General features: G+C 38.0%; 22 protein-coding genes and 1 pseudogene. 6 read left to right on the top strand and 17 right to left on the bottom strand.

What is annotated here, in order from left to right; all coding sequences use genetic code 11:
• Positions 1-24: 24 nt before the first annotated feature.
• The 10 genes from spoIIIAE to MW695_RS14480 all read right to left on the bottom strand — a co-directional run bounded on the left by spoIIIAE (position 25) and on the right by MW695_RS14480 (position 6,580).
• Positions 25-1,206, bottom strand: a complete 1,182-nt coding sequence (spoIIIAE, locus tag MW695_RS14435) for a stage III sporulation protein AE (RefSeq protein ID WP_373647452.1) — start codon at positions 1,204-1,206, stop codon at positions 25-27.
• Positions 1,207-1,226: 20 nt separating this feature from the next.
• Positions 1,227-1,622: a stage III sporulation protein AD gene (gene spoIIIAD / locus MW695_RS14440; protein WP_247106056.1), complete on the bottom strand. Its 396-nt coding sequence runs from the start codon at positions 1,620-1,622 to the stop codon at positions 1,227-1,229.
• A 5-nt stretch (positions 1,623-1,627) separates the two neighbouring features.
• A complete protein-coding gene (gene spoIIIAC / locus MW695_RS14445) occupies positions 1,628-1,834 on the bottom strand; it encodes a stage III sporulation protein AC (RefSeq protein WP_148296518.1) in 207 nt (68 codons plus the stop codon).
• Between the two features lie 15 nt (positions 1,835-1,849).
• The gene (spoIIIAB, locus tag MW695_RS14450) at positions 1,850-2,362 is read right to left on the bottom strand and encodes a stage III sporulation protein SpoIIIAB (protein ID WP_247106057.1); all 513 of its coding nucleotides are present in this window, start codon (positions 2,360-2,362) and stop codon (positions 1,850-1,852) included.
• Positions 2,359-3,288, bottom strand: a complete 930-nt coding sequence (gene spoIIIAA, locus MW695_RS14455; RefSeq protein WP_247106175.1) for a stage III sporulation protein AA — start codon at positions 3,286-3,288, stop codon at positions 2,359-2,361. The genes spoIIIAB and spoIIIAA overlap by 4 nt, the downstream gene beginning before the upstream one ends.
• A 20-nt stretch (positions 3,289-3,308) precedes the next feature.
• A complete protein-coding gene (locus MW695_RS14460; RefSeq protein ID WP_247106058.1) occupies positions 3,309-3,590 on the bottom strand; it encodes a DUF2619 domain-containing protein in 282 nt (93 codons plus the stop codon).
• A gap of 236 nt (positions 3,591-3,826) precedes the next feature.
• Positions 3,827-4,384, bottom strand: a complete 558-nt coding sequence (efp, locus tag MW695_RS14465; protein WP_247106059.1) for an elongation factor P — start codon at positions 4,382-4,384, stop codon at positions 3,827-3,829.
• Between the two features lie 87 nt (positions 4,385-4,471).
• Positions 4,472-5,542 carry a M24 family metallopeptidase gene (locus MW695_RS14470; protein ID WP_247106060.1) on the bottom strand — a complete coding sequence of 357 codons (1,071 nt, stop codon included), beginning with the start codon at positions 5,540-5,542 and terminating at the stop codon, positions 4,472-4,474.
• On the bottom strand, positions 5,539-5,976 hold the full coding sequence (gene aroQ / locus MW695_RS14475; RefSeq protein WP_247106061.1) for a type II 3-dehydroquinate dehydratase: 438 nt from the start codon (positions 5,974-5,976) through the stop codon (positions 5,539-5,541). The genes MW695_RS14470 and aroQ overlap by 4 nt, the downstream gene beginning before the upstream one ends.
• Before the next feature lie 136 nt (positions 5,977-6,112).
• Positions 6,113-6,580, bottom strand: coding sequence for a YqhR family membrane protein (locus MW695_RS14480; RefSeq protein ID WP_247106062.1), 468 nt, complete (start codon positions 6,578-6,580; stop codon positions 6,113-6,115).
• A gap of 204 nt (positions 6,581-6,784) precedes the next feature.
• Here MW695_RS14480 and MW695_RS14485 point away from each other — a divergent pair, with 204 nt between their 5' ends.
• The gene (locus tag MW695_RS14485; RefSeq protein ID WP_247106063.1) at positions 6,785-7,183 is read left to right on the top strand and encodes an SA1362 family protein; all 399 of its coding nucleotides are present in this window, start codon (positions 6,785-6,787) and stop codon (positions 7,181-7,183) included.
• A gap of 173 nt (positions 7,184-7,356) precedes the next feature.
• Here the strand turns inward: MW695_RS14485 and MW695_RS14490 are convergent, their stop codons facing one another.
• The 4 genes and pseudogenes from MW695_RS14490 to MW695_RS14505 all read right to left on the bottom strand — a co-directional run.
• Positions 7,357-8,253, bottom strand: a complete 897-nt coding sequence (locus tag MW695_RS14490; protein WP_247106064.1) for a patatin-like phospholipase family protein — start codon at positions 8,251-8,253, stop codon at positions 7,357-7,359.
• Between the two features lie 77 nt (positions 8,254-8,330).
• A complete protein-coding gene (gene mntR, locus MW695_RS14495) occupies positions 8,331-8,747 on the bottom strand; it encodes a transcriptional regulator MntR (protein ID WP_247106065.1) in 417 nt (138 codons plus the stop codon).
• 175 nt (positions 8,748-8,922) lie between these two features.
• Complete coding sequence (splB, locus tag MW695_RS14500) at positions 8,923-9,948, bottom strand: spore photoproduct lyase (protein WP_247106066.1); 1,026 nt, start codon at positions 9,946-9,948, stop codon at positions 8,923-8,925.
• Positions 9,949-10,163: 215 nt separating this feature from the next.
• A pseudogene (locus MW695_RS14505) lies at positions 10,164-10,553 on the bottom strand (aminoglycoside 6-adenylyltransferase); the annotation flags it as partial.
• Between the two features lie 392 nt (positions 10,554-10,945).
• Here MW695_RS14505 and MW695_RS14510 point away from each other — a divergent pair.
• The 3 genes from MW695_RS14510 to MW695_RS14520 all read left to right on the top strand — a co-directional run bounded on the left by MW695_RS14510 (position 10,946) and on the right by MW695_RS14520 (position 13,350).
• Positions 10,946-11,569 carry a TetR/AcrR family transcriptional regulator gene (locus MW695_RS14510; RefSeq protein WP_247106067.1) on the top strand — a complete coding sequence of 208 codons (624 nt, stop codon included), beginning with the start codon at positions 10,946-10,948 and terminating at the stop codon, positions 11,567-11,569.
• Between the two features lie 161 nt (positions 11,570-11,730).
• On the top strand, positions 11,731-12,699 hold the full coding sequence (locus MW695_RS14515; protein ID WP_247106068.1) for an alpha/beta fold hydrolase: 969 nt from the start codon (positions 11,731-11,733) through the stop codon (positions 12,697-12,699).
• Between the two features lie 51 nt (positions 12,700-12,750).
• Entirely contained in the window at positions 12,751-13,350 is a 600-nt protein-coding gene (locus tag MW695_RS14520) for a class I SAM-dependent methyltransferase (RefSeq protein ID WP_247106069.1), read from the top strand.
• A gap of 299 nt (positions 13,351-13,649) precedes the next feature.
• On the opposite strand, the gene MW695_RS14525 is transcribed toward MW695_RS14520, so the two are convergent.
• Positions 13,650-16,208 carry a vitamin B12-dependent ribonucleotide reductase gene (locus MW695_RS14525; protein WP_247106070.1) on the bottom strand — a complete coding sequence of 853 codons (2,559 nt, stop codon included), beginning with the start codon at positions 16,206-16,208 and terminating at the stop codon, positions 13,650-13,652.
• 399 nt (positions 16,209-16,607) lie between these two features.
• On the opposite strand from MW695_RS14525, the gene dat reads away from it, so the two are divergent.
• Entirely contained in the window at positions 16,608-17,429 is an 822-nt protein-coding gene (gene dat, locus MW695_RS14530; RefSeq protein WP_247106071.1) for a D-amino-acid transaminase, read from the top strand.
• A 234-nt stretch (positions 17,430-17,663) separates the two neighbouring features.
• Here the strand turns inward: dat and MW695_RS14535 are convergent, their stop codons facing one another.
• Positions 17,664-18,500, bottom strand: a complete 837-nt coding sequence (locus MW695_RS14535; RefSeq protein WP_247106176.1) for a lipoate--protein ligase family protein — start codon at positions 18,498-18,500, stop codon at positions 17,664-17,666.
• A 206-nt stretch (positions 18,501-18,706) separates the two neighbouring features.
• Here MW695_RS14535 and MW695_RS14540 point away from each other — a divergent pair, with 206 nt between their 5' ends.
• Entirely contained in the window at positions 18,707-19,093 is a 387-nt protein-coding gene (locus tag MW695_RS14540; protein ID WP_247106072.1) for a rhodanese-like domain-containing protein, read from the top strand.
• 28 nt (positions 19,094-19,121) lie between these two features.
• On the opposite strand, the gene MW695_RS14545 is transcribed toward MW695_RS14540, so the two are convergent.
• Positions 19,122-20,126 (bottom strand): LCP family protein, encoded by a 1,005-nt coding sequence (locus MW695_RS14545; RefSeq protein ID WP_247106073.1) that lies wholly within the window; start codon positions 20,124-20,126, stop codon positions 19,122-19,124.
• Between the last annotated feature and the right edge of the window lie 145 nt (positions 20,127-20,271).

Below are 20,271 nucleotides of genomic sequence, written 5' to 3' on the forward strand. Positions count from 1 at the left end.
TTTGTACTTTTTCAGTTACCTCCCTCACCTCATCATCAGCGACACATTTCCAGCCGCAATCATAATCGTAATAGCTAAAAAGAACATCAGACAAACAACGGCAAGTGCAGCAAAGACAAACATAACCGCTTTTCCTATAATCGATAAACATTCAATAATAGGCCCACCACCAAGTGGCTGTAAAACAGCGGCTGATAAGTTGAAGATAATTGCGAGTGAAAGCACCTTCATCGCCGGAAATGCACAAAGCATGAGTAAAATCCCTAATCCTGCTAGTCCAATTGTATTTTTCAATAATAGCGAGGCGCTCATGACTGTATCCGCAGCATCTGTAAACATCCGACCAACGACTGGAACTAAATTCCCTGCTAAAAACTTAGCCGTTCTTACCGTCACACCATCTGAAACGGCTGTAGCTGCTCCTTGAACTGAAATGACACCAAGAAAAATGGTTAGAAAGATACCTAATGAACCAACCGCTATATTTCGTAAGAACGTAGCAAGCTTGGACACTTTGTAATGGTCTGTTAACGTACTAACAATACTTAATACGGCCGACAAAAATAAAAGTGGTAGAACGATTTTTTGAATGAAAAACCCACTCATGTTTACTAAAAAAATAATTAAAGGGTGAAATAGTGCTGCTGTCGTTATATTACCAATTGCCGCCATCATCGCAAGCATGAGTGGAAGCAGAGCTATCATAAAATGAATCATTGAATTAACAGCGTCTGTGGCATACGTAATAGCTACTCGGAAACTATTTAATGCAATAATCATTAAAACCATATACGTAATGGCATAAGCGACCTTACTAACGGTCTGTTTCTCAAATGCATTTTGAAGAGATTGGAGAATCATGCAAAAGACTGTCAATAAAATAAGAGATCCTAACAATTTTCCATTTACGACTAATTCATGTAGTAAATATTTCACAAAGCCAATGCCCCAGTCCTTAAAGGAGAATTGCTTGTCCCCTTTAATAAAATCCATAAAGGAACCCTTTTGACTTTCGGGGAGAAATCCCCCATATTCCGTTGAAATTTCCTCCCAATATTCGATTACTTCATCTAGTTGTAAGTTCTCTACTTGACGCTCAATGAAACCTTCTTCATTAAAAGGTTCTGCTTCAGCGAAGGTCATAACTGGGAAACATGTTACAACGAATAGAAGGACAATGAGAAAGAAACCAACTCGCTTCAACAAAGAACACCTCAACCTTCTTTTTAGGTTGGTAATAATGACAACACCATCTCAATGACAGCTGTTAAAATCGGAATAGCAAGCACAAGTATTAAAATTTTCCCCGCTAATTCAATTTTTGAAGCAATAGCAGCTTGTCCAGCGTCTTTAGCTATTTGAGAACCAAACTCTGCGATATAGGCAATACCGATAATTTTTAGGATTGTTTGCAAATACATCATATTAAGATCAGCTCGTTCTGCTATTCCTTCAAGCATCTCGATGATTTTGACAATCTCATCAATGAGAAATAGAAAGATTAATACACCAACAAAGACTGTCAGCATAAAGGCAAACATCGGCTTTTGTTCCTTCACAACTAGGGCTAGGAAAGTTGCGATTAACCCTAACCCAACAATTTGAATAATATCAATCGCCACTCACCTCACCCTTGAAACAAAAACACACCTCTGATTTTCTGAAATAAATCATCAACAATTGTTGCAACCATATATAGAACGACGACAAACCCAATTAGGGTGACCCAATGTGCCCAATCTTCTTTCCCCATCTGCTTCAATACCGTGTGAATCATCGCGACGACGATGCCAATTCCAGCAATTTGAAAGATGGTGTTCACATCATACATCACAACCTCTCCTCCTTCTTACACCAATAGGATGACAACTAGTAAGCCTGCTAAAAAGCCTAAGCTTTTTACCATCTTTTCATAACGATGTTGCCTCTCGCGTGCTTCTTGCTCCTCTCTTGCCAGATGAGCTAACGTTAAATGAATTTGCTTTTGTTGCTGATCACGATCATGCTGTCCGAGTGTCGCTCCAAATTGTAGCATCACTTCACGTTCACTATCTAAAAGAGCCGTCGTAGGCCAAACAACATCAATACTTGCTTGCCACGCCTCAAAGGCGCTATGCTCTTGCTCTAGTAGCTTTTCTGAAAACGATTGAAACACTGTACTAACTGGCTTAGGCAGCTGCTTAGCAATATGATCAGCAGCTTGAGCTAACGGTGTTAACCCGTACATCATCTCTGCTTCCAATGACTGAACAGCTACTTTTAGTTGTCTTAATTGTTTAGGCCTATCACTTAAACGCTTAGCATACTCAAAACCAATCCACGTAGTGACAAGGATTATCATGAGAGAACCGATCCATCTCACGTCACACTCACCAAATCTTTCTTATATTGATTTCGAATTCGCTTAATTTCACCAGGTTTTTGAGTACGAGTTAATTCAACACAACGTTCAAACGCACTCATTTCAAATAAAGGCCTTAAGGTTGGACGCTTCTCAACATCCTCCAATGAGTATCCATGGGCGGTCGTCATCACTTTTACTCCTGCATGAAGTGCCTCTTGGACGGCTGTGACATCCTCTTCTCTTCCAATTTCATCAACGATTAAAACGTCGGGGCTCATCGAACGAATGAGCATCATCATTCCTTCTGCTTTCGGACATCCATCTAAAACGTCTACGCGAGCACCTAACTCAAGCTGCGGGACGCCCCTTAGACTCGCTGCAATTTCTGAACGTTCATCCACAATTCCAACTTTCAGCGCCGGAATGTGTCGTTTTTTTATTCCTTGACTAATGATTCTTGCTAAATCACGTAGCAGGGTTGTTTTACCTGTTTGCGGTGGTCCAATTAGTATCGTATTACACCAGCTTCCTTGATAAAGCTTGGATAGTAGTGGTTCAGCTGATCCAATTGCTTGCCGGGCAACTCGAATATTAAAGGAACTAATATCACGCAATGTTTTCACTGAACCTTTTTCTAAAATGACTTTACCAGCTAGTCCAACACGATGACCTCCTGCTATTGTGATAAACCCTCGACGTAGTTCTTCTTCAAAAGCATAAATCGAGTATTGGCTAAGCTGATTCATAACGAATTTCGCATCATCTGCTGAGACAACATATACTTTATCTTGTTGGCGTGGATAATAGGGAAGACCTGCTGATATGACTTCAAGAGGCTTGTTCATGCGTAAGCGTATTTCTTCTATTGTTGAGAAAACCGTTCGATCCATTTGCTTCAATAATTGTCTAACGGAATGGGGTAGGACTGAACTAATTTCTTGGATCATCGTCTTCTCCTCCTTTATTATTTTGCTAAACCAATCAAAATGAGCGTAACTCCCGAAGCAATGAAAGCAATCTTTATAAATGAGAGTTGATCTTTCATTCCAATTAAACCGATACTGATCGAAACAATTAGAATGGTTGGTCCAATAATGGCAAGAGCTGCATTAACCGCTATTGCCTTTTCTACACTGTTCAAGCGCAACATAAGAGCGGCAGCTGCTAATTCAATCAGCCCTGAGACAAGACGTAATCCAACCATTATTAACAGTGCAACTTCAATTGAAAAGAACCACGTTTTCACCACTTCACCCCTCACACTCACTTTGTACAACCTATGAGCTAAATCATAAATTCAGAACCTAAGAAAAAGGGATTTATCAAAAGGTCTTTTTTACCTTTTGATAAACCCCTAAAAACGATAAGAAAAAAACGCACAGCGCTTTTCTTCCAAGATTAAATATATCGAATTTCATCAATTCTTATAAAAAAAGAGTTTTAAAAGGGTTTAGAACACCTTTTGAAACTCTTCTATCACAACTACGCACGTGAAACATATGCACTGCTACGTGTATCAATAATGAGAACATCACCTTGGTTGACAAAGAAAGGAACTTGGACGGTTAAGCCCGTTTCAACAGTTGCAGGCTTCGTTCCTCCTGACGCGGTGTCCCCTTTAATACCTGGTTCTGTTTCTGTCACTTCTAATTCAACCGTATTAGGAACCTCTACGCCTAACGTCTCACCTTCATAGCTTATAATTTGAACTTCCATGTTTTCCTTTAGGAATTGAAGCTCGTGCTCAATCTGCGCTGTTGCCAGCTCAATTTGATCATACGTTTCATTATCCATAAACGCATGCATGTCACCATTCGCATATAAATATTGCATACGACGATTTTCAATATGTGCCTTCGATACTTTCTCTCCTGCACGAAAAGTCTTCTCTTGAACCGATCCAGTACGTAAATTACGTAGCTTTGAACGAACAAATGCCGCCCCTTTTCCCGGTTTGACATGTTGGAATTCCATCACTTGCCAAATTCCACCATCCACTTCAATCGTTAAACCTGTTTTAAAATCATTAACTGAAATCATTCTTTATTCCTCCATATTCCGAGCTTTGACATGACATCACGTTATCTACTATACCACAGCTTGGAAAAACTTTCTCTGTCATTTTATTTACTTACCGACATAAATGAGTTCTTTCGTTGAATGAGTAAATGAACGATTTCCGTCTGCTGTAATTAACGTATCATCCTCAATTCGCGTTCCACCTACACCAGCTATATAGATCCCAGGCTCAACGGTCACAATCATTCCTGGCTTTAAAACTGTTTTCGACATTTTTGATAAGCGTGGTCCTTCATGTACTTCCATCCCAAGACCATGACCTGTTGAATGTCCAAAGTAAGCGCCATACCCTTTTTCCTCAATGTAATCACGTGTTAGGGCATCAGCCTCTTTACCAGTCAATCCTGGCTTAATACCTTCCATTCCTTTTAATTGTGCTTGCAATACCGTATCATAAATTTCTTTTAATTGATCATTAATCGATCCTACAGCAACAGTACGTGTCATATCAGAGCAATAACCATTTAACAATGCCCCAAAATCGAGAGTCACGAGCTCTCCTAATTCTATTACTTTCTCACTTGCCACCCCATGAGGCAATGCTGAACGATAACCTGAAGCAACAATCATATCAAATGATGAGCTCGTCGCCCCCTCTTTACGCATAAAGAACTCTAATTCATTCGCTACCTCGACTTCTTTTAAACCTGGACGAATGTAAGAAATGATATGTTCAAAGGCTGCATCAGCAATATTCGCTGCTACTTGTACTCTTTGAATTTCAGTTGCATCTTTCGTTAAGCGAAGCTCTTCTACAAGTCCACTAACTGGTACAAGCGTTGCATCAACGAGTGCTTGATGATATAGCTGGTAGTATTCATATGTAATATGTGATTGCTCAAATCCAAGCTTCTTCACCTTATATTTCTGACATTGTTTTGCCACTTCAGCAAATATTGGACCAGTATGTTCAACAATCTCAAACCCTTTTGCCTGCTCCTTCGCCTGTTCCACATAACGAAAATCAGTTATAAAGATTGCTTCCTTATTTGTAATAAGAGCAACACCTGCTGTTCCTGTGAAGTTGGCCATATATCGCCGATTATACGAGCTTGTAATGAGGAGCGCCTCAATGTCATGCTCGCTAAATTGTTCACGTAACGCTTCAAGTCTACTCATTCGACCTCTCCTTCCAACAATGCTAATAACGCTAGCTCATACCCTTTAAATCCTAGACCAACGATTTGCCCTTTCGCTACAGCTGCTGTTACGGAGTGCTGACGAAAGGATTCTCTTGCATGAACATTTGAAATGTGCACTTCCATCACAGGAACAGACACACTCGCAATTGCATCACGAATCGCATAACTATAATGTGTATAGGCACCTGGATTTATAATCATACTTATGTTCTTATCACCAGCTTCATGAATCCTATCAATGATTTGCCCTTCACTATTCGATTGAAAGCAAAGAACCTCACATGAATGCTGCTTCCCCTTCTTTTCAATAAACTCTTCTAAGTCTGCTAACGTTTTATGCCCGTATACATCTGGCTCTCGTAAGCCTAAACGATTTAAATTCGGGCCATTAATGACATAAATACGCTTCAAAAGGTCTCTCTCCCCTCATACAATCATTTCTTATCATTGTACCATATTTGAGTGAGGTCCTTCCTTATAATGGACATTGAAAAAATTTAAAAACAGAAGCCACTGAAAAAATACAAATCCACTTTTTCAGTGCTTGTTATTTTTGCCTTTCTTCTGCATACTGAAAAGAAATTGAATAGCCTATAAATGTTCCATATAAGACGTATAGGCATACAGATGTAATAATCGTATTAAAATCAAGGTTTTGAACAGACTTCAATCCTGGAAAAATCGGATTTAACAAAAAGAAAACACTCACCCATAATACTAGCCCGTATACAACCCCTGCCCACATACTATTAACCTTTTGTAAGAGCAACTTGTATAAAAAAGCAATCCCAATCGACAATACTGATATCAAACCAATTCCAACTAATTGGCCGATATATGTATCTTTCCACTCACCTAAAACAAAAGGCATTAGTGCTAAAGCTGGACCTACACGAATAAACTTAAAATAAAAAGCAAAATAACCAACTAATGACCAAATCAACCCACCAAAAAAGCCAATTACAGCGACTTTTGCTGCAAATGACATCTGTTGTTCCATTGTTTGTTTCTCCATATTCAACACCTCCACAAATAGTATGTCCCATTAATGAGTAGTCCCATTCGAAATGATTAAAGTTCCATCATAACGGGTATAGTGTGAAAGGAAGTCCTAGTTGAAAAATAGAGGGAATTCGATGTAAGATGTAGAATACAGATTATAAAATAATAGGCTTGGACACATCGTAGATACGTTTATTAACGTTTGGAGGTGGATTAAATGAATTCCATAATGAAGTTTATTTTGCCGATCATTATCGGACTTTCTATTGTTGGACTGGTCATCTCACTTTTTAACCCTCTTGCTTTATTAAGACAGCTGCTTTGGGTTATTGTAATCGCTGGACTTATCTTCTTCATCTATCGATTGGTCATGTCTAGACGTTATGGAACACCACTATTCCCATCACGTTCCGGCCCAACTAGAGCCCAAATTCGCAAGGCAAAGAAAACAAGCCAGCATCACAACAAACAACATCCATCTAAACGACAAGCAAATGTTCAACCAATCCGGTCAAAAAAGAAACCGGAACCACTGATTCGCAAAAAAAGACCGGATCATAATTTTAAAGTCATAGAAGGTAAGAAAAACAAGAAAAAAAATCGCGCTTTATTTTAAATAAATAAAACGCGGCAGCTCCAATTTTAGCTAATGTCGTGTTGAACACCTACAACGATTTAAGAATGTCTGAAAATGTTCTACTTTCAGACATTCTTATAATGAACAAAACCATTGCTTGTCAAATTTCAATCTCTTCCCTTTATCCCACATTCATTTATGTGTCCCTCATCTTAGTAAGCCCAACTCCGTAAAAACTGCTCTGTTTCATCTCTCCCTAAATGAACTAATTCTTTTTTTTGCCCATCTGTTAGTTCAAAATCTGTTGCTTTTACATCTATAACCGGAATAAAAACAACATTTTTAGCATGCTGATCATCAATATAACGGAGGTCATGCGCATTACTCATCGTTTCAAACAATGCACGATACATATCAATTGCATTATTCATCTTATTTTTCGGTAATAGATTAATTTCAGGTGTGAGCTGAAAACCTATGACTGGCTTACGGTACTTTTTAATTTTGCCATTGCGAAATAAAAACATTGGAAAGTTACTTAATATCCCACCATCAACAACATAAGATGGTTTCCTACTACTACCACGACTATATATTTTCACCGGTTCAAAGAAAAACGGAATGCTGCAACTCATTCGAACTGCTCTTGCAACCGAAAATTTTTCTGCTATGACACCATATCGCTTTAGATCATCTGGCAAGACTACCAATCGACCGCGTGTTAAATCAGATGCAATCAATTTCAATGATCCATTAGGTAAGTCTGCAAACGTCCTAACACCTTTTTTAGCTAACGCCTCTTTTAACCACTTTTCTAATGCATCACCACGATAGAGGCCAAATTTAAAATACAGATGAATCCATTTCGCTATTGGAAACGGAAGTAAAGACATTCTTTCGTCTTTGAAGGTTTCTACATCTAATTCATCTAGCAAAGAATATAATTCTTCACTTGTATATCCTGATTTAATTAGGGCTGCTACTAATGAGCCGGCACTTGTACCCGCAACATGATCAAACTCAAACCCCTTTTCCTCCATTACTTGCACGGCTCCAATGAACGAAAAGGCTTTAACGCCTCCACCAGCAAAAACACCATCTACCTTCATCTTCACATCGCCTCCTATTAAAGACTATGTCAGATTTCTGATAAATGGTGCTCTTTTCGTATAGAAAATTCATATTCTTATTGGTTTTGTCGTTGAATTTCTTTTAGTTGGTCTAATCGCTTTTTATCTTCCTCAAAAAATTGCACTAAATCACCAATTCGATCAATCGCATCCCAACTTAGATGGTGCTCAATACCTTCGACATCTTGATAAATAAACTCATCATCGACACCGATAATTCTTAAAAAATTTTCCAATAGTTCATGACGATACACGAGACGCTTCCCGACTTTTTTCCCTTTGTTCGTCAAAACTAGCCCTCGATAACGTTCATAAATTAAATAGTCATTTTTGTCTAGTTTCTGAACCATTTTTGTTACTGATGAAGGGTGAACCTCTAATGCCTCTGCAATATCAGATACTCGTGCATATCCTTTATCTTCTATTAAAATATATATTCTCTCTAAATAATCTTCCATACTAGGTGTTGGCATTGTGTCCCCTCCAATTTTCTTCATGCAATGTTCACACCGTTAGCACGTGCATCATAGTCGTTATCATGCAACTCAAATGAACTGTTTATTGTGTCTCATCATTGCGTTATTACATAAAAGTATACCTCTCTTATTTTACACAATTAAGTGAACAAGGACAATGCAAAGGAGGGAATTAAGTAAAATACTCTACTTTCGCTTTCGGAAAAAATCGCTGGACAAATGATTCAAGTGTTTCTTTTAACGCACTAGCATCTTCGTTCTTGTATACATACTTACCTCGTCCGTACCTACCCCATTTATATTTACGTTCCTCTTCATTCATCTCCAATTTTGTTTTAGGATAACGTTTTTTAATCACATTTTTAGCCGTTTTCGTAAATCGATGCTGTATGAGCTCAAACGTCAAATCCTTTGTAGCATAAGGTGGCAAAATCGCTTCAAGTCGTTCAAACAAATCTAAATAGCCTTCCTTCCACTGCTCATGCAAAATTAGAGGAGCCACAATAAAACCTAACGGATAATCTGCTTTTGCGACCTTTCCAGCTGCTTCAATACGCTCTAAAAAGGAAGACGTACCCGGTTCAAATTTTTTAATCACATGATCAGAATTCACACTAAACCGAAAGCGTGTTTTCCCATTATGATTAGCATCTAATAAGTGATCAACATGGTGATACTTAGTGACAAAACGAAGCAAGCCATGATCCGTTTGACCAATATGTTCAATCGTTTTCTTTAACGTATGAGTTAAATGATCAATACCTACGATGTCTGATGTACACGCTGCTTCAAAACGCGTTATCTCTGGTGCTCGTTCTTTAATATATTGATCAGCTGCTTCAAAAATTTCATCAACATTTACATACGTACGAATATACGGTTTACTGCCTAGAGTCGTTTGTAAATAGCAATAATGACAATGTCCCATACAGCCGGTGGCTAGTGGAATCGCATATTCAGCTGACGGCTTAGATGTATCAAACTTCAACGTTTTTCGAATTCCTATGACTAACGTTGATTTAGCATTACGGTATTGTTGAAGCTCATTATTACCTGGAATGTTCCGGACTTGATTATGTGAAGTCGTTTCACGTATTTCAACACCTTGCTTTTCAAACTTTTCTTTGAGTTGTCTTCCGAGTGGGTAGTCAAGTGCTTGAGGTTCAATATAAACAAGCTGTGGCTGAAATGGTTTCATTGTTGGAACCTACACCTTTCCTTTTTATTCATAGTGTAGACGTTCACTCATCTTTCAACCGTATTAAATAATGGTAAAGCAAAGTCCAGCATTGAATAAATGTGCAACAAACAAAAAAATCATATGATGAGATTCTCACTCACCATATGATTAATGTAGCTTTTGAAATTAAGTTTGATCATTTTCTACCTATGTTTCAACAATCAGCCCGTTTTATCTTTATCTACTAACGGAATCGTAAGTTTATCTTTTCCATACTCTTCAAGCATTGTTTCTTTTGCTTGAAGTGTTAGGTCAATCCGGTTGCCATCCGTAAATAACATTAAATATGCATATCTACGTTCGAAATTCATATTTAATCCAATACCTCGATCAAGCTTATCTGGTTCTTGAACCATCAGCAAATCTCCAAATACATTTATCCAATTCTCATCCTCTATGAAGATAGAAGTTTCTGTTACCACATAAACGATATCGTAATCCTGAAAGATATCGTTTGGAACATTCGGATTGGTTCTCGAACCGTTCATATATACTGCCCGAATATGTTCATCTTCCGTAGCAGTATTTATTATTAAGTCCATCATTTCTTGTTCATTTCTCATTCAATATCCCTCCGTATGTCATAATGAATTTTTTTATAGAAAGTTGGTTCACAATGGAGGGGCTCGTGAATGATGTAAGCCTAATCTGTTATATGGAAGTTATAATTTATTGAATCTTATTTTCATTCTAATCTTCCTTTCTTATTTAGAGATCTCTCTTATTATTTCAACATATGCACGCCAATTCCCTCTTTAAGTATCACCTAAAGGTCATTTAACTCCGACTTTTTAACTGAAACCATAATCGTTTAAAGACATAAGTCGCCTTCTTTTAGTTTTTGATAAAGATTATCCAATTCTTCTTCCGCATCATCCCCGTGTTTACCTGTTAGATAAACGATGATATAATAAAATTGACCTATTAGGTAAGTGAAAACACAGAGGTGGTTATCATGCAATTAAAAATCTTGAGTCTAGAACCTAAAAGGAGGGACAACATTTTAAATGCTGCGCTAAAGGAATTTTCTATGAAGGGATTTGATGATGCCTCGACAAATGTTATTGCAAAAGAGGCTAGTATTTCAAAAGGGCTACTGTTCCACTATATAAATAGTAAAAAGGATCTTTTTCTATTCCTTTATGATTACTGCACTGACAAGATTAATAAAAAATATATTGATGTAATGAACTTTAATGAAAAAGATATTTTTGAAAGGCTTCGACAATCATATATACTCCAGATTGAGTTACTACAACAGTATCCTTGGATATTTGACTTTATTAAAATTACTAACATGACGAATTCCGATGAAATCAATAAAAAGCTAGAAGAAAGAGAGAATGAAAAGCTATCACGATGCCATAAGGAAATGTTTGAAATTGTTGATGAAACTAAATTCAGAGAAGGACTGAACCTTGAAAGGTGCAAACAGCTTATTTTTTGGACGAATGTTGGTTTTACAAATCAGATACTAGAAGATATTCGCAACTCAGAAATGACTGAATTAGATTATGACAAAGTGCTTGCAGATCTAGATGGTTATCTTAATGAACTCAAGGAAATCTTTTATAAATGAATGTATCCCTGCTACTTAACTACTAATCGGGAAAGAAGTGACTATGTCTTCCCATAAAATAAGAACTTAAACTTTCTCTATGTTAGCTAAGTAATGGTAACAGACTCTTTTGAATTAGCATCTACGGATACATGAAAATTAGAAATAATAGGGGGTTTCCAATGATCATTCATACAAAAAAGCAACAAGTTGATAAGCCTGGTTCTTTAGACAGTGAACCACCAATGGGAAGCTGTTACAATGTTGAAGGACGTCGTGTGTTACTCGATCGTTTGGGGTCTGAAAGTCCAACAGTCATATTCATGCCAGCTGCTGGGATGATCGGACTTGATTACCTAAATATTCACCAGAAAATTAGTCAGTATGCGACGTCCGTGATCTATGATCGGTCAGGGACAGGTTGGAGCGATTACGTTAAGCTCCCTCGAAGTGCCCTTGAGGTTACCGATGAATTGCGGAATGTATTGAACACTGCTGGTGTTCCGGCCCCCTATCTGTTCGTTGGTCACTCGTTAGGTGGGATTTACGCACAGCAGTATGCACAACGATTTCCAGATGAGGTAGCGGGGATGATTTTGTTAGAACCGCCTCACGAGGACTTTCTCACGAATACACCAAAATTTAAAAAGCGTTACCTTCTCCAGCAGTGTTTTACTATCCTTCGGGCACTTTTAACTTACAAGAAATCCTTTCGTATTTTGTTTAATCAAATGTTTGCATCTTGGCCTGATGAAATCCGTGAATCACTAATTGACTATCATCTCAAAACGCTCTCAAAAACGTTGACAGAAAGAAAAAACTTAAACAGTGAACTCTATGAAGAGATACGTAAAGGAGGAAACTTGCCGGATATCCCATTGATTGTATTTACAGCGATGGGAATTGACCCATTCATGACTCCGATCACGAGTGAATCATTTCTGCGTGATACACTTGCTCCATTCAACAATATTAAACATACTGTTTACACAAAATTAGCAAATTCTGTTCCGCGTGGAGAACATCGTATCCTTAACAATGCTGGACATACCACGATTCATACTGACTGTCCAGATGAGCTGGTCGAAGCGATCAGGCATTTAATTAAATTAATACACATGAAGAATGTACATCTGAATAGAGAATTATGATGGATCATCTAGGTCTTAAAATTGATCTAAATGGCGGAATAGAGGGATGATATGGCTCGTCAATCATTAATTCAAAAATTCGATAAGCAAGCAATGAAGTATAATAAAAGACGAAAAAATAATCATGGTTATAAGTTTCGTCAACAAATTTTTCAGGAAGCTGAAGGAAAAGTATTAGAAGTTTCAATTGGTTCTGGACTTAATTTCCCCTTCTATAATAGAAATATTCAATTGACAGGAATCGACTTTAGCCATGAAATGCTAAAAACAGCACGAAATGCTGCAAAAAATTATCCTTTTAAAACAACATTTATACAAGAAGATGTTGAATCTGTTGAGCTAAGCACAAACAGCTTTGATACTATCATATCATCTGCAAGTTTATGTGCTTATCAAGACCCTATACATGTTCTAAATAATTTTCAAAAGTGGTGTAAGCCAGAAGGGAAAATTCTTATGTTAGAGCATGGAATTTGCACAAACAAAACTGTGGGATGGTTACAAAAACTCTTGAATCCACTAATGCTCAAGCTTACAGGGTGTCACCAGGACAGAAACATTACTGACATCGTTAAAAAATCTAATTTAAAAATCACTCGGGAAGAACGTCACTTGGGAGGTTATTTATATCTGATATGGGCTAAACCATAAGCATTTCTTTATTTTTAAAATACTTTTATATCAATAAGGGTTGCTGATTTTTCTGGCTATTCGTTTAATTGATAAGCGCAATGATTGGGGGAAACTGAATTTAAACGTAAACCAAGACCAATAAAAAAACCTAAAGACTCTGATACCAAGAAGAAGCTAGCTATCTCAGTTCATTCTTCCTCCATTTTCTGAAAAAACAACCACTTTCGTAAAGAATACGAAAGTGGTTGTTTTTATCAGACTTTGTTTCGAATTAGCAAACTTTAATTCAAAGCTACAATTAACGACTTATTCTTAACCTACAAGCCACACTTCAATTGAGCACCGCAGCTTGTACACGTATTACAACCACCGATATCCTCAACCTGTCCTTCACGACAAACAGGACATGTATTACCTACTTCAGACCCATATGTGACATTCGTTGAACGAACTTCACTTATCGTGTTTACTAGTACGACTTTATTTTCTCTTTTTTCTTCTGCTTCTTCGGTTACATCATCAAATGTATTTTCCTCAGCCTTTAACGAAAGAACTTGTGTATCACGGCTACCATCGACATAAACCGTTCCACCTTTTGCCCCTCCACTATATAAGCGCTCATAAACACCTTGAACTTGCTCGACTGAATAACCACGAGGTGCGTTCACGGTTTTCGATAAGGAGCTATCGACCCAACGCTGAATGATACATTGGACATCTGCATGTGCTTCAGGTGATAATTCCATCGTCGAGACGAACCAATCAGGTAGCTTATTCGGATCCGCTTCAGGGTTAGCGCGTAAATATTCTTCAACAATCTCAGCCTTCACTTCGATAAATTTCCCAAGTCGTCCACTACGGAAATAGGAGAAAGAGAAATACGGTTCAAGTCCTGTTGACACTCCAACCATCGTACCTGTACTTCCTGTAGGGGCAACTGTTAATAAGTGTGAGTTTCGAATGCCATGCTCTACTACACCTTGGCGAATATCCTCAGGCATTTCCTTCATGTATCCAGTTTCAATAAATGCTTGTCGAAGCTGCTTCGTTTCCTCATCCGTTTCTCCAACTAAAAATGGGAAGCTTCCTTTTTCTTTTGCTAGCTCGATACTTGTACGATAAGCCGTCGTCGCAATCGTTTCAAAGATTTGATCAACTAGCTCATTCCCTTCTTGTGATCCATATACAGTTTCACAATAAATAAGAAGATCATGAAGCCCCATTACACCAAGACCAACACGACGTTCGCCTTTCGCTTGCTTCGTATTCTCCTCTAAGAAATAAGGTGTCGCATCAATGACGTTATCCTGCATCCGAACACCAACTTGTACCGTTTCTTTCAGCTTTGTAAAATCAACTATTTTAGTCTCTCTATTGGCCATTTCAGCTAAGTTAATCGCAGCTAAATTACAAACAGAAAACGGAGCTAAAGGCTGCTCACCGCACGGATTCGTTGCTACGACCTTTTGGCCATATGCCTTCGCATTTGTTTTATCGTTGGCATTATCAATGAAGAAGATACCAGGTTCAGCACTATACGTTGCACAAATATTAATTAGCTTCCAAAGCTCCTTGGCGCGAATGACACGATATGTACGCACAGCATAACCAAGCGCTTCCCACTCTCTTACATCTCCAATATCATGCCACTTCTCATTATAGTCCGCCATTTCAGCTTCTGAATAATTTTCCACATCAGGGAACCTCAAAGCATATTCTTCATCGTTCTCAACAGCTGACATAAATTCTTTCGTTAAACAAATCGAAATATTAGCCCCTGTTAAAAACTCAGAATTATTAACACTATATGTCCCACCTGTATGGAGTTTTTCTTCCGCTTCTTTAATCACCTTTGGATCAAAGCCACCTTGTCCATCAATCGCTTTGTAATTAACAATACCTTGATACATCGCTTCTTCTACTTCCGATAAAGGAGTGAACTTCAGTTTATCCTTAACTAGCTTTTGAATAAACAGATCTTCTGAGTTCTCAAGTAAAAAACGTAGAATACGTGGGTTTTGCATTTTAGAAATAATAAATTCCATAATGTCTGGGTGCCAGTCAGATAGCATAATCATTTGTGCTCCACGACGAGATCCACCTTGCTCGACTAAATGAGTTAATTTCGCAATATCATCTAACCAAGATACAGATCCTGATGATTTCCCATTCACACCACGAGCTAACGTGTTACGAGGGCGTAATGTTGAACCATTTGTTCCAACTCCACCACCACGACTCATTATTTCCATCACTTGCTTACGATGCTCAGAAATCCCTTCACGAGAATCCTTCACATACGGCATCACATAACAATTGAAATATGTGACATCTGTTTCAGCACCAGCACCGTACAACACACGTCCAGCAGGGATAAAATTAAGATCAACAAGCTGCTCGTAGAAACGATTAAATGACTGTTGCTGCTTCTCTTCTGTCACCTCAACAGAAGCTAAGCCTGTCGCATTACGCTTAGCAATTTGCTCATAATAAATTTCAAGTGGCTTTTCAACTGTATCAAGTGAGCGATATACGATACCTGATTCCGCTTCTTCTCCTTCTAATACACCACGAAACTCTTCATCAACTAACACCTTTGCTTGATTATTCACACGGTCTAACTCAAGGATAAAGCCATATCCTCTAGCAGGAAATTTCGGATCATCTTTTATCGTTAAGACAACAAAGTCCCCATCTTTTAATGTCTTTTTTTCTGTATCCTTAAATGTATATCGATCGAGCATAACGAGACGAGAAACACCCTTCTTCGTCATCGTCATATCTTTCGTAATCGGATGTACTTGCGGGAACAACTCAATATCCTCATTTAAGCGCTCAATATTAAGACGCATTACATTCGACATTGTCATAGCCATTCGCTTTTCCTCTCCTTCACATTCTAAAAAATAGATTCCAATTTTTATTCTTCGGTTAGCTTACCACATGTTACCTACTTTTATCAATATATTGTGTTCATAAATCTAACTTATACACCATATATAGTTACAAGGATCATTTTTAAAATTATTTGTCAACTTCAAAATTGCTAATTAGAAAGAGAACAAGGAAGAATTCAAGTAATTACTAAAGAAATTTGACGAAATTCGCCCCGATTTATTTGTTGCAAGATTTCAAATTTGCGCAACTCCAGTCCTGTCACTCTCTTCATTCATCATCATTTTTAAATTGACAAAAAAAATTTTTTTTGTTCTCATTAAATGAAGATCACTAGTAATCTATTTCTAACCAATTCATCATTTTTATGGAGGTGTCCAATGGAGTATATAGCATTCAATCAGACCATGATAAAAAAAGAAGAACTGAGTATCCCTTTTGACGATCGGGGCTATTACTTTGGAGATGGTATTTATGAAGTTATTCGATTGTATAATGGAAAACCATTTGCCCTTGACGATCACTTGACACGACTAATAGAAAGTGCCGAAAAGCTTGATTTACCTATTCAGCAACGTGACTCAATTAAACAAACCATTTTAACACTTATTGAAAAAAACAAACCGATTGACGGCAGCATTTATATACAAATAACCCGTGGAAGTGAACCGCGAAATCACCTGTATTCTCGTGAAACCAAACCTACTGTTCTAGGTTTCATTCAGCCTCTTCCATCTAAAACTAAATCTGAGGCGAGCGTTTGGTTAGAGCCCGACATTCGCTGGTTACGTTGTGACATTAAATCAATTAATTTATTAGGAAATGTACTAGCAAAACGTAAAGCTGCTGACCACGGTTGTGATGAGGCGATTCTCCATCGTGACACGGTTTTAACAGAGGGGTCTTCTTCAAATGTTTTCTTAGTAAAAGATCAAGTGCTTTATACACACCCAGCTACAAACCTAATCCTAAATGGCATAACCCGTCAAATTATCATTCGCTTAGCAAAAGAACATGGATTAGACGTTATAGAAGAGCCATTCCCTTATGAAGTGTTAGAACATGCCGATGAAGCATTCCTTACTAGTACAATGGTAGAGGTCATGCCTATTACGGAAATAGAAGGAGAAATGAACGTAACGTTACCTATTGGCTCAATCACCAAGAAGTTACAAATGCTATTTAAAGAACAAGTACACTAAGAAAAACTGCGAAGCAGTCTTTTCTTAGTTGCGTCATGCGCAGTCGTTACTAAGGCTTACGTTGATCTGAAAATCCCCTTCTTTCAAATTAACGTGTCGTACGAAAACGAGGCCCTCGAAGCGACTTACATCCATCTTGATTAAACTTCTTAGAATTTTCACTTTCTTATCCTTAAATAAATTAACGCGCGCATGAAGGAATAGTCAAACTTCCTGCGCACGTTCGTCAATCACTCACTTCCTATAATTCCACTCATCACGCTCGTAGCGGCTAGAAGCAATTTCTTGCACGACTGCTTCCTCCTCTTCTGTTAACGTATAAGGTTCAAGTTTAATATTTAATCCTTTTTCAAAGCCTCGTTTAAATGCCTCCTTTGCTTCATCTAACGTAATCGCTGTTTCCTTTAAGGCATTAATCGCAACAGCTTTATTCTTAAAATTCCGCTGCATCCGTTCGCGTACACGATCACTAGAATACAAAAAGAGATCGAACAGCTTGTCTTCATCGATATCCAATATGATGGAACCGTGCTGCAAGATGACGCCCTTTTGTCTCGTTTGGGCACTTCCCGCAACTTTACGTCCTTCGACGACAAGCTCATACCAAGATGGTGCATCAAAGCAAACAGCTGAGCGCGGGTTTTTTAACGCTTGTTTTTCCTCTTCTGTACGTGGAATAGCAAAGTAAGCATCAAGTCCTACATGCTTAAATCCTTCTAATATCCCCGCAGAGATGATACGATATGCTTCTGTAACAGACTCTGGCATCTCTGGATGCTCTTCCGCTACAATGACGCTATACGTTAGCTCCTGATCGTGTAGGACTCCACGACCACCTGTTGGCCTTCTCACAAATCCTAAACCATATTCCTTCACTTTTGCTAGGTTGATCTCTTTTTCTACTTTTTGAAAATAACCAATCGACAACGTCGCAGGATTCCAGCCATAGAAGCGGATCGTCGGGGGAATCATTCCTTTACTATGCCACTCTAATAAAGCTTCATCTAATGCCATATTATATGCGGAGCTACGATAACCCGAATCAATAAATCTCCATGTTTCTGTCATGATACATCTCTTCTTTCCTCATTAAGCTGCTTCATATTCTATCAAAGCTTAAGGAAAATTGCTATGTACACAGCTTCATGTAACTGTCACATTTGACCAACCATCTATCATAAACGAACATTGCGTAATAGGACATAGGTCGATATAATATAAAAGAGTTTATATCTGCACGATTGAAAACTAGCAGGCAAAAGGAGTGTCATCTTTCAATGGATTTTATTTTATTCATTATTCTAGTTATTCTACTCGGTTTAACGATTTATTTCCGCTTTTTTCACACACCCAAATATTTAACACCCCTTACGCAAGAAGATTTCATTAAAGGTTATAGAAAAGCTCAATTAATTGATGTCCGTGAACCACGAGAATTCGACGGGGGCCATATTCTTGGAGCAAGAAACATACCAATGTCCCAGCTTCGTCAACGTTTAAATGAAATACGTAAAGATCAGCCTGTCTATTTATACTGTCAATCTGGATCTCGTTGCAAACAAGCGGCACAAACATTAAAGAAGAAACACGGAGTGGAGAGCTTATACCATTTAAAGGGTGGCTTCAAAAAGTGGAGTGGAAAGATCAAAAAGAAACAACGTTAAGAAATACATCTTAACGTTGTTTCTTTTATCATTGATAGACCTGCTCCTCTTGCCGAGCATCCTCTGTAGGATTATTAGTGGAAGGAAGTTCTTTCCCTAGAAATTCAGCAATTGCTTGTCGGTTTTTCTCAAAATCAGGCTCTAAGACTAAACCTGCATGACTATAATGGTTATCTACATACGTATCATCTAATGGAATGCGCAACGTTTCAATCTCATCTGGTTGATTTAAAATAACATCAGACAGCAGACCTAATATTTCACGATTTCTTAAATTTGTTTGAATGTATGGCTGAACCGTTCCAACGACACTCGGTAAATTAGCTAACCCCGTCACACTAAACACTTCTTCTTTCAAAGCTGACAATACTTGCTGCTGCCTTCGAACTCGTCCAAAATCAGCTTCTGCATCAGCACGGAATCGAGCATATCCTAGCAGCTCCTTTCCATTGAGCTGCTGTAGCCCTTGCTCCAATTCAACGCCAATTTTCTCAGACATGTCACGCTCAACATCAATTTCGACTCCTGATGGTGCAAGTGCATCAACAGCCGCTTCAAATCCATCAAAATCGACAAGAGCATAGTAATGGAGGTCTATCCCGAAGTTGTGGTCAAGTGTCTCACGTAACAATTCAGCCCCACCAAAAAAATATGCCGTATTTACTTTATAATTACGATAGCCTGGAATTTCAACGTATGTATCACGCATAATGGAAACTAATTTAGCCGTATTTTCACTTGGATCAAACTGAGCTACCATAATCGTATCAGTTCGAGCTCGATTATCTTCCACTTCATCGATTCCAAGCAATAGTATATTGACCTTACCTAGATCATTCGGGACTGCACTGTTAAATTCCTCTGGTTCACGATCTTCTGTTAATCCAAGTTCAGCCTCGCTTGCTTTCATACTACGATAATATTCAATATAAACATAGCTAGCCACACTAAGGAAAATAAGAATCATCACGATAAATGTGCGAACAAACCATCTATTTCTTTTTTTTGTCTTTCGAACGTCTCTCCTCTTCATCACATTCCGTCCTTCTTATTCACATTAATTTTTTCATTCATTATTCTATCATACCATATTTTCGTCAAGATTATAGCAACAATGACAAATTACTAAGTTGCACATATAACTTATAACATTTACATATTCGTGCATACTAGTAATT

It is taken from the genome of Halalkalibacter sp. APA_J-10(15), assembly GCF_023017105.1.
Lineage (GTDB): Bacteria > Bacillota > Bacilli > Bacillales > Bacillaceae_D > Halalkalibacter.

Coding starts and splice junctions, on each gene's coding strand:
- MW695_RS14515 (WP_247106068.1), top strand. CDS start 11,731: ATGATCATTCATACAAAAAAGCAACAAGTTGATAAGCCTGGTTCTTTA.
- MW695_RS14520 (WP_247106069.1), top strand. CDS start 12,751: ATGGCTCGTCAATCATTAATTCAAAAATTCGATAAGCAAGCAATGAAG.
- MW695_RS14470 (WP_247106060.1), bottom strand. CDS start 5,542: ATGAGTAGACTTGAAGCGTTACGTGAACAATTTAGCGAGCATGACATT.
- MW695_RS14540 (WP_247106072.1), top strand. CDS start 18,707: ATGGATTTTATTTTATTCATTATTCTAGTTATTCTACTCGGTTTAACG.
- MW695_RS14545 (WP_247106073.1), bottom strand. CDS start 20,126: ATGAAGAGGAGAGACGTTCGAAAGACAAAAAAAAGAAATAGATGGTTT.
- efp (WP_247106059.1), bottom strand. CDS start 4,384: ATGATTTCAGTTAATGATTTTAAAACAGGTTTAACGATTGAAGTGGAT.
- MW695_RS14510 (WP_247106067.1), top strand. CDS start 10,946: ATGCAATTAAAAATCTTGAGTCTAGAACCTAAAAGGAGGGACAACATT.
- MW695_RS14480 (WP_247106062.1), bottom strand. CDS start 6,580: ATGGAGAAACAAACAATGGAACAACAGATGTCATTTGCAGCAAAAGTC.
- dat (WP_247106071.1), top strand. CDS start 16,608: ATGGAGTATATAGCATTCAATCAGACCATGATAAAAAAAGAAGAACTG.
- MW695_RS14490 (WP_247106064.1), bottom strand. CDS start 8,253: ATGAAGGTAGATGGTGTTTTTGCTGGTGGAGGCGTTAAAGCCTTTTCG.
- splB (WP_247106066.1), bottom strand. CDS start 9,948: ATGAAACCATTTCAGCCACAGCTTGTTTATATTGAACCTCAAGCACTT.
- MW695_RS14525 (WP_247106070.1), bottom strand. CDS start 16,208: ATGGCTATGACAATGTCGAATGTAATGCGTCTTAATATTGAGCGCTTA.
- MW695_RS14485 (WP_247106063.1), top strand. CDS start 6,785: ATGAATTCCATAATGAAGTTTATTTTGCCGATCATTATCGGACTTTCT.
- mntR (WP_247106065.1), bottom strand. CDS start 8,747: ATGCCAACACCTAGTATGGAAGATTATTTAGAGAGAATATATATTTTA.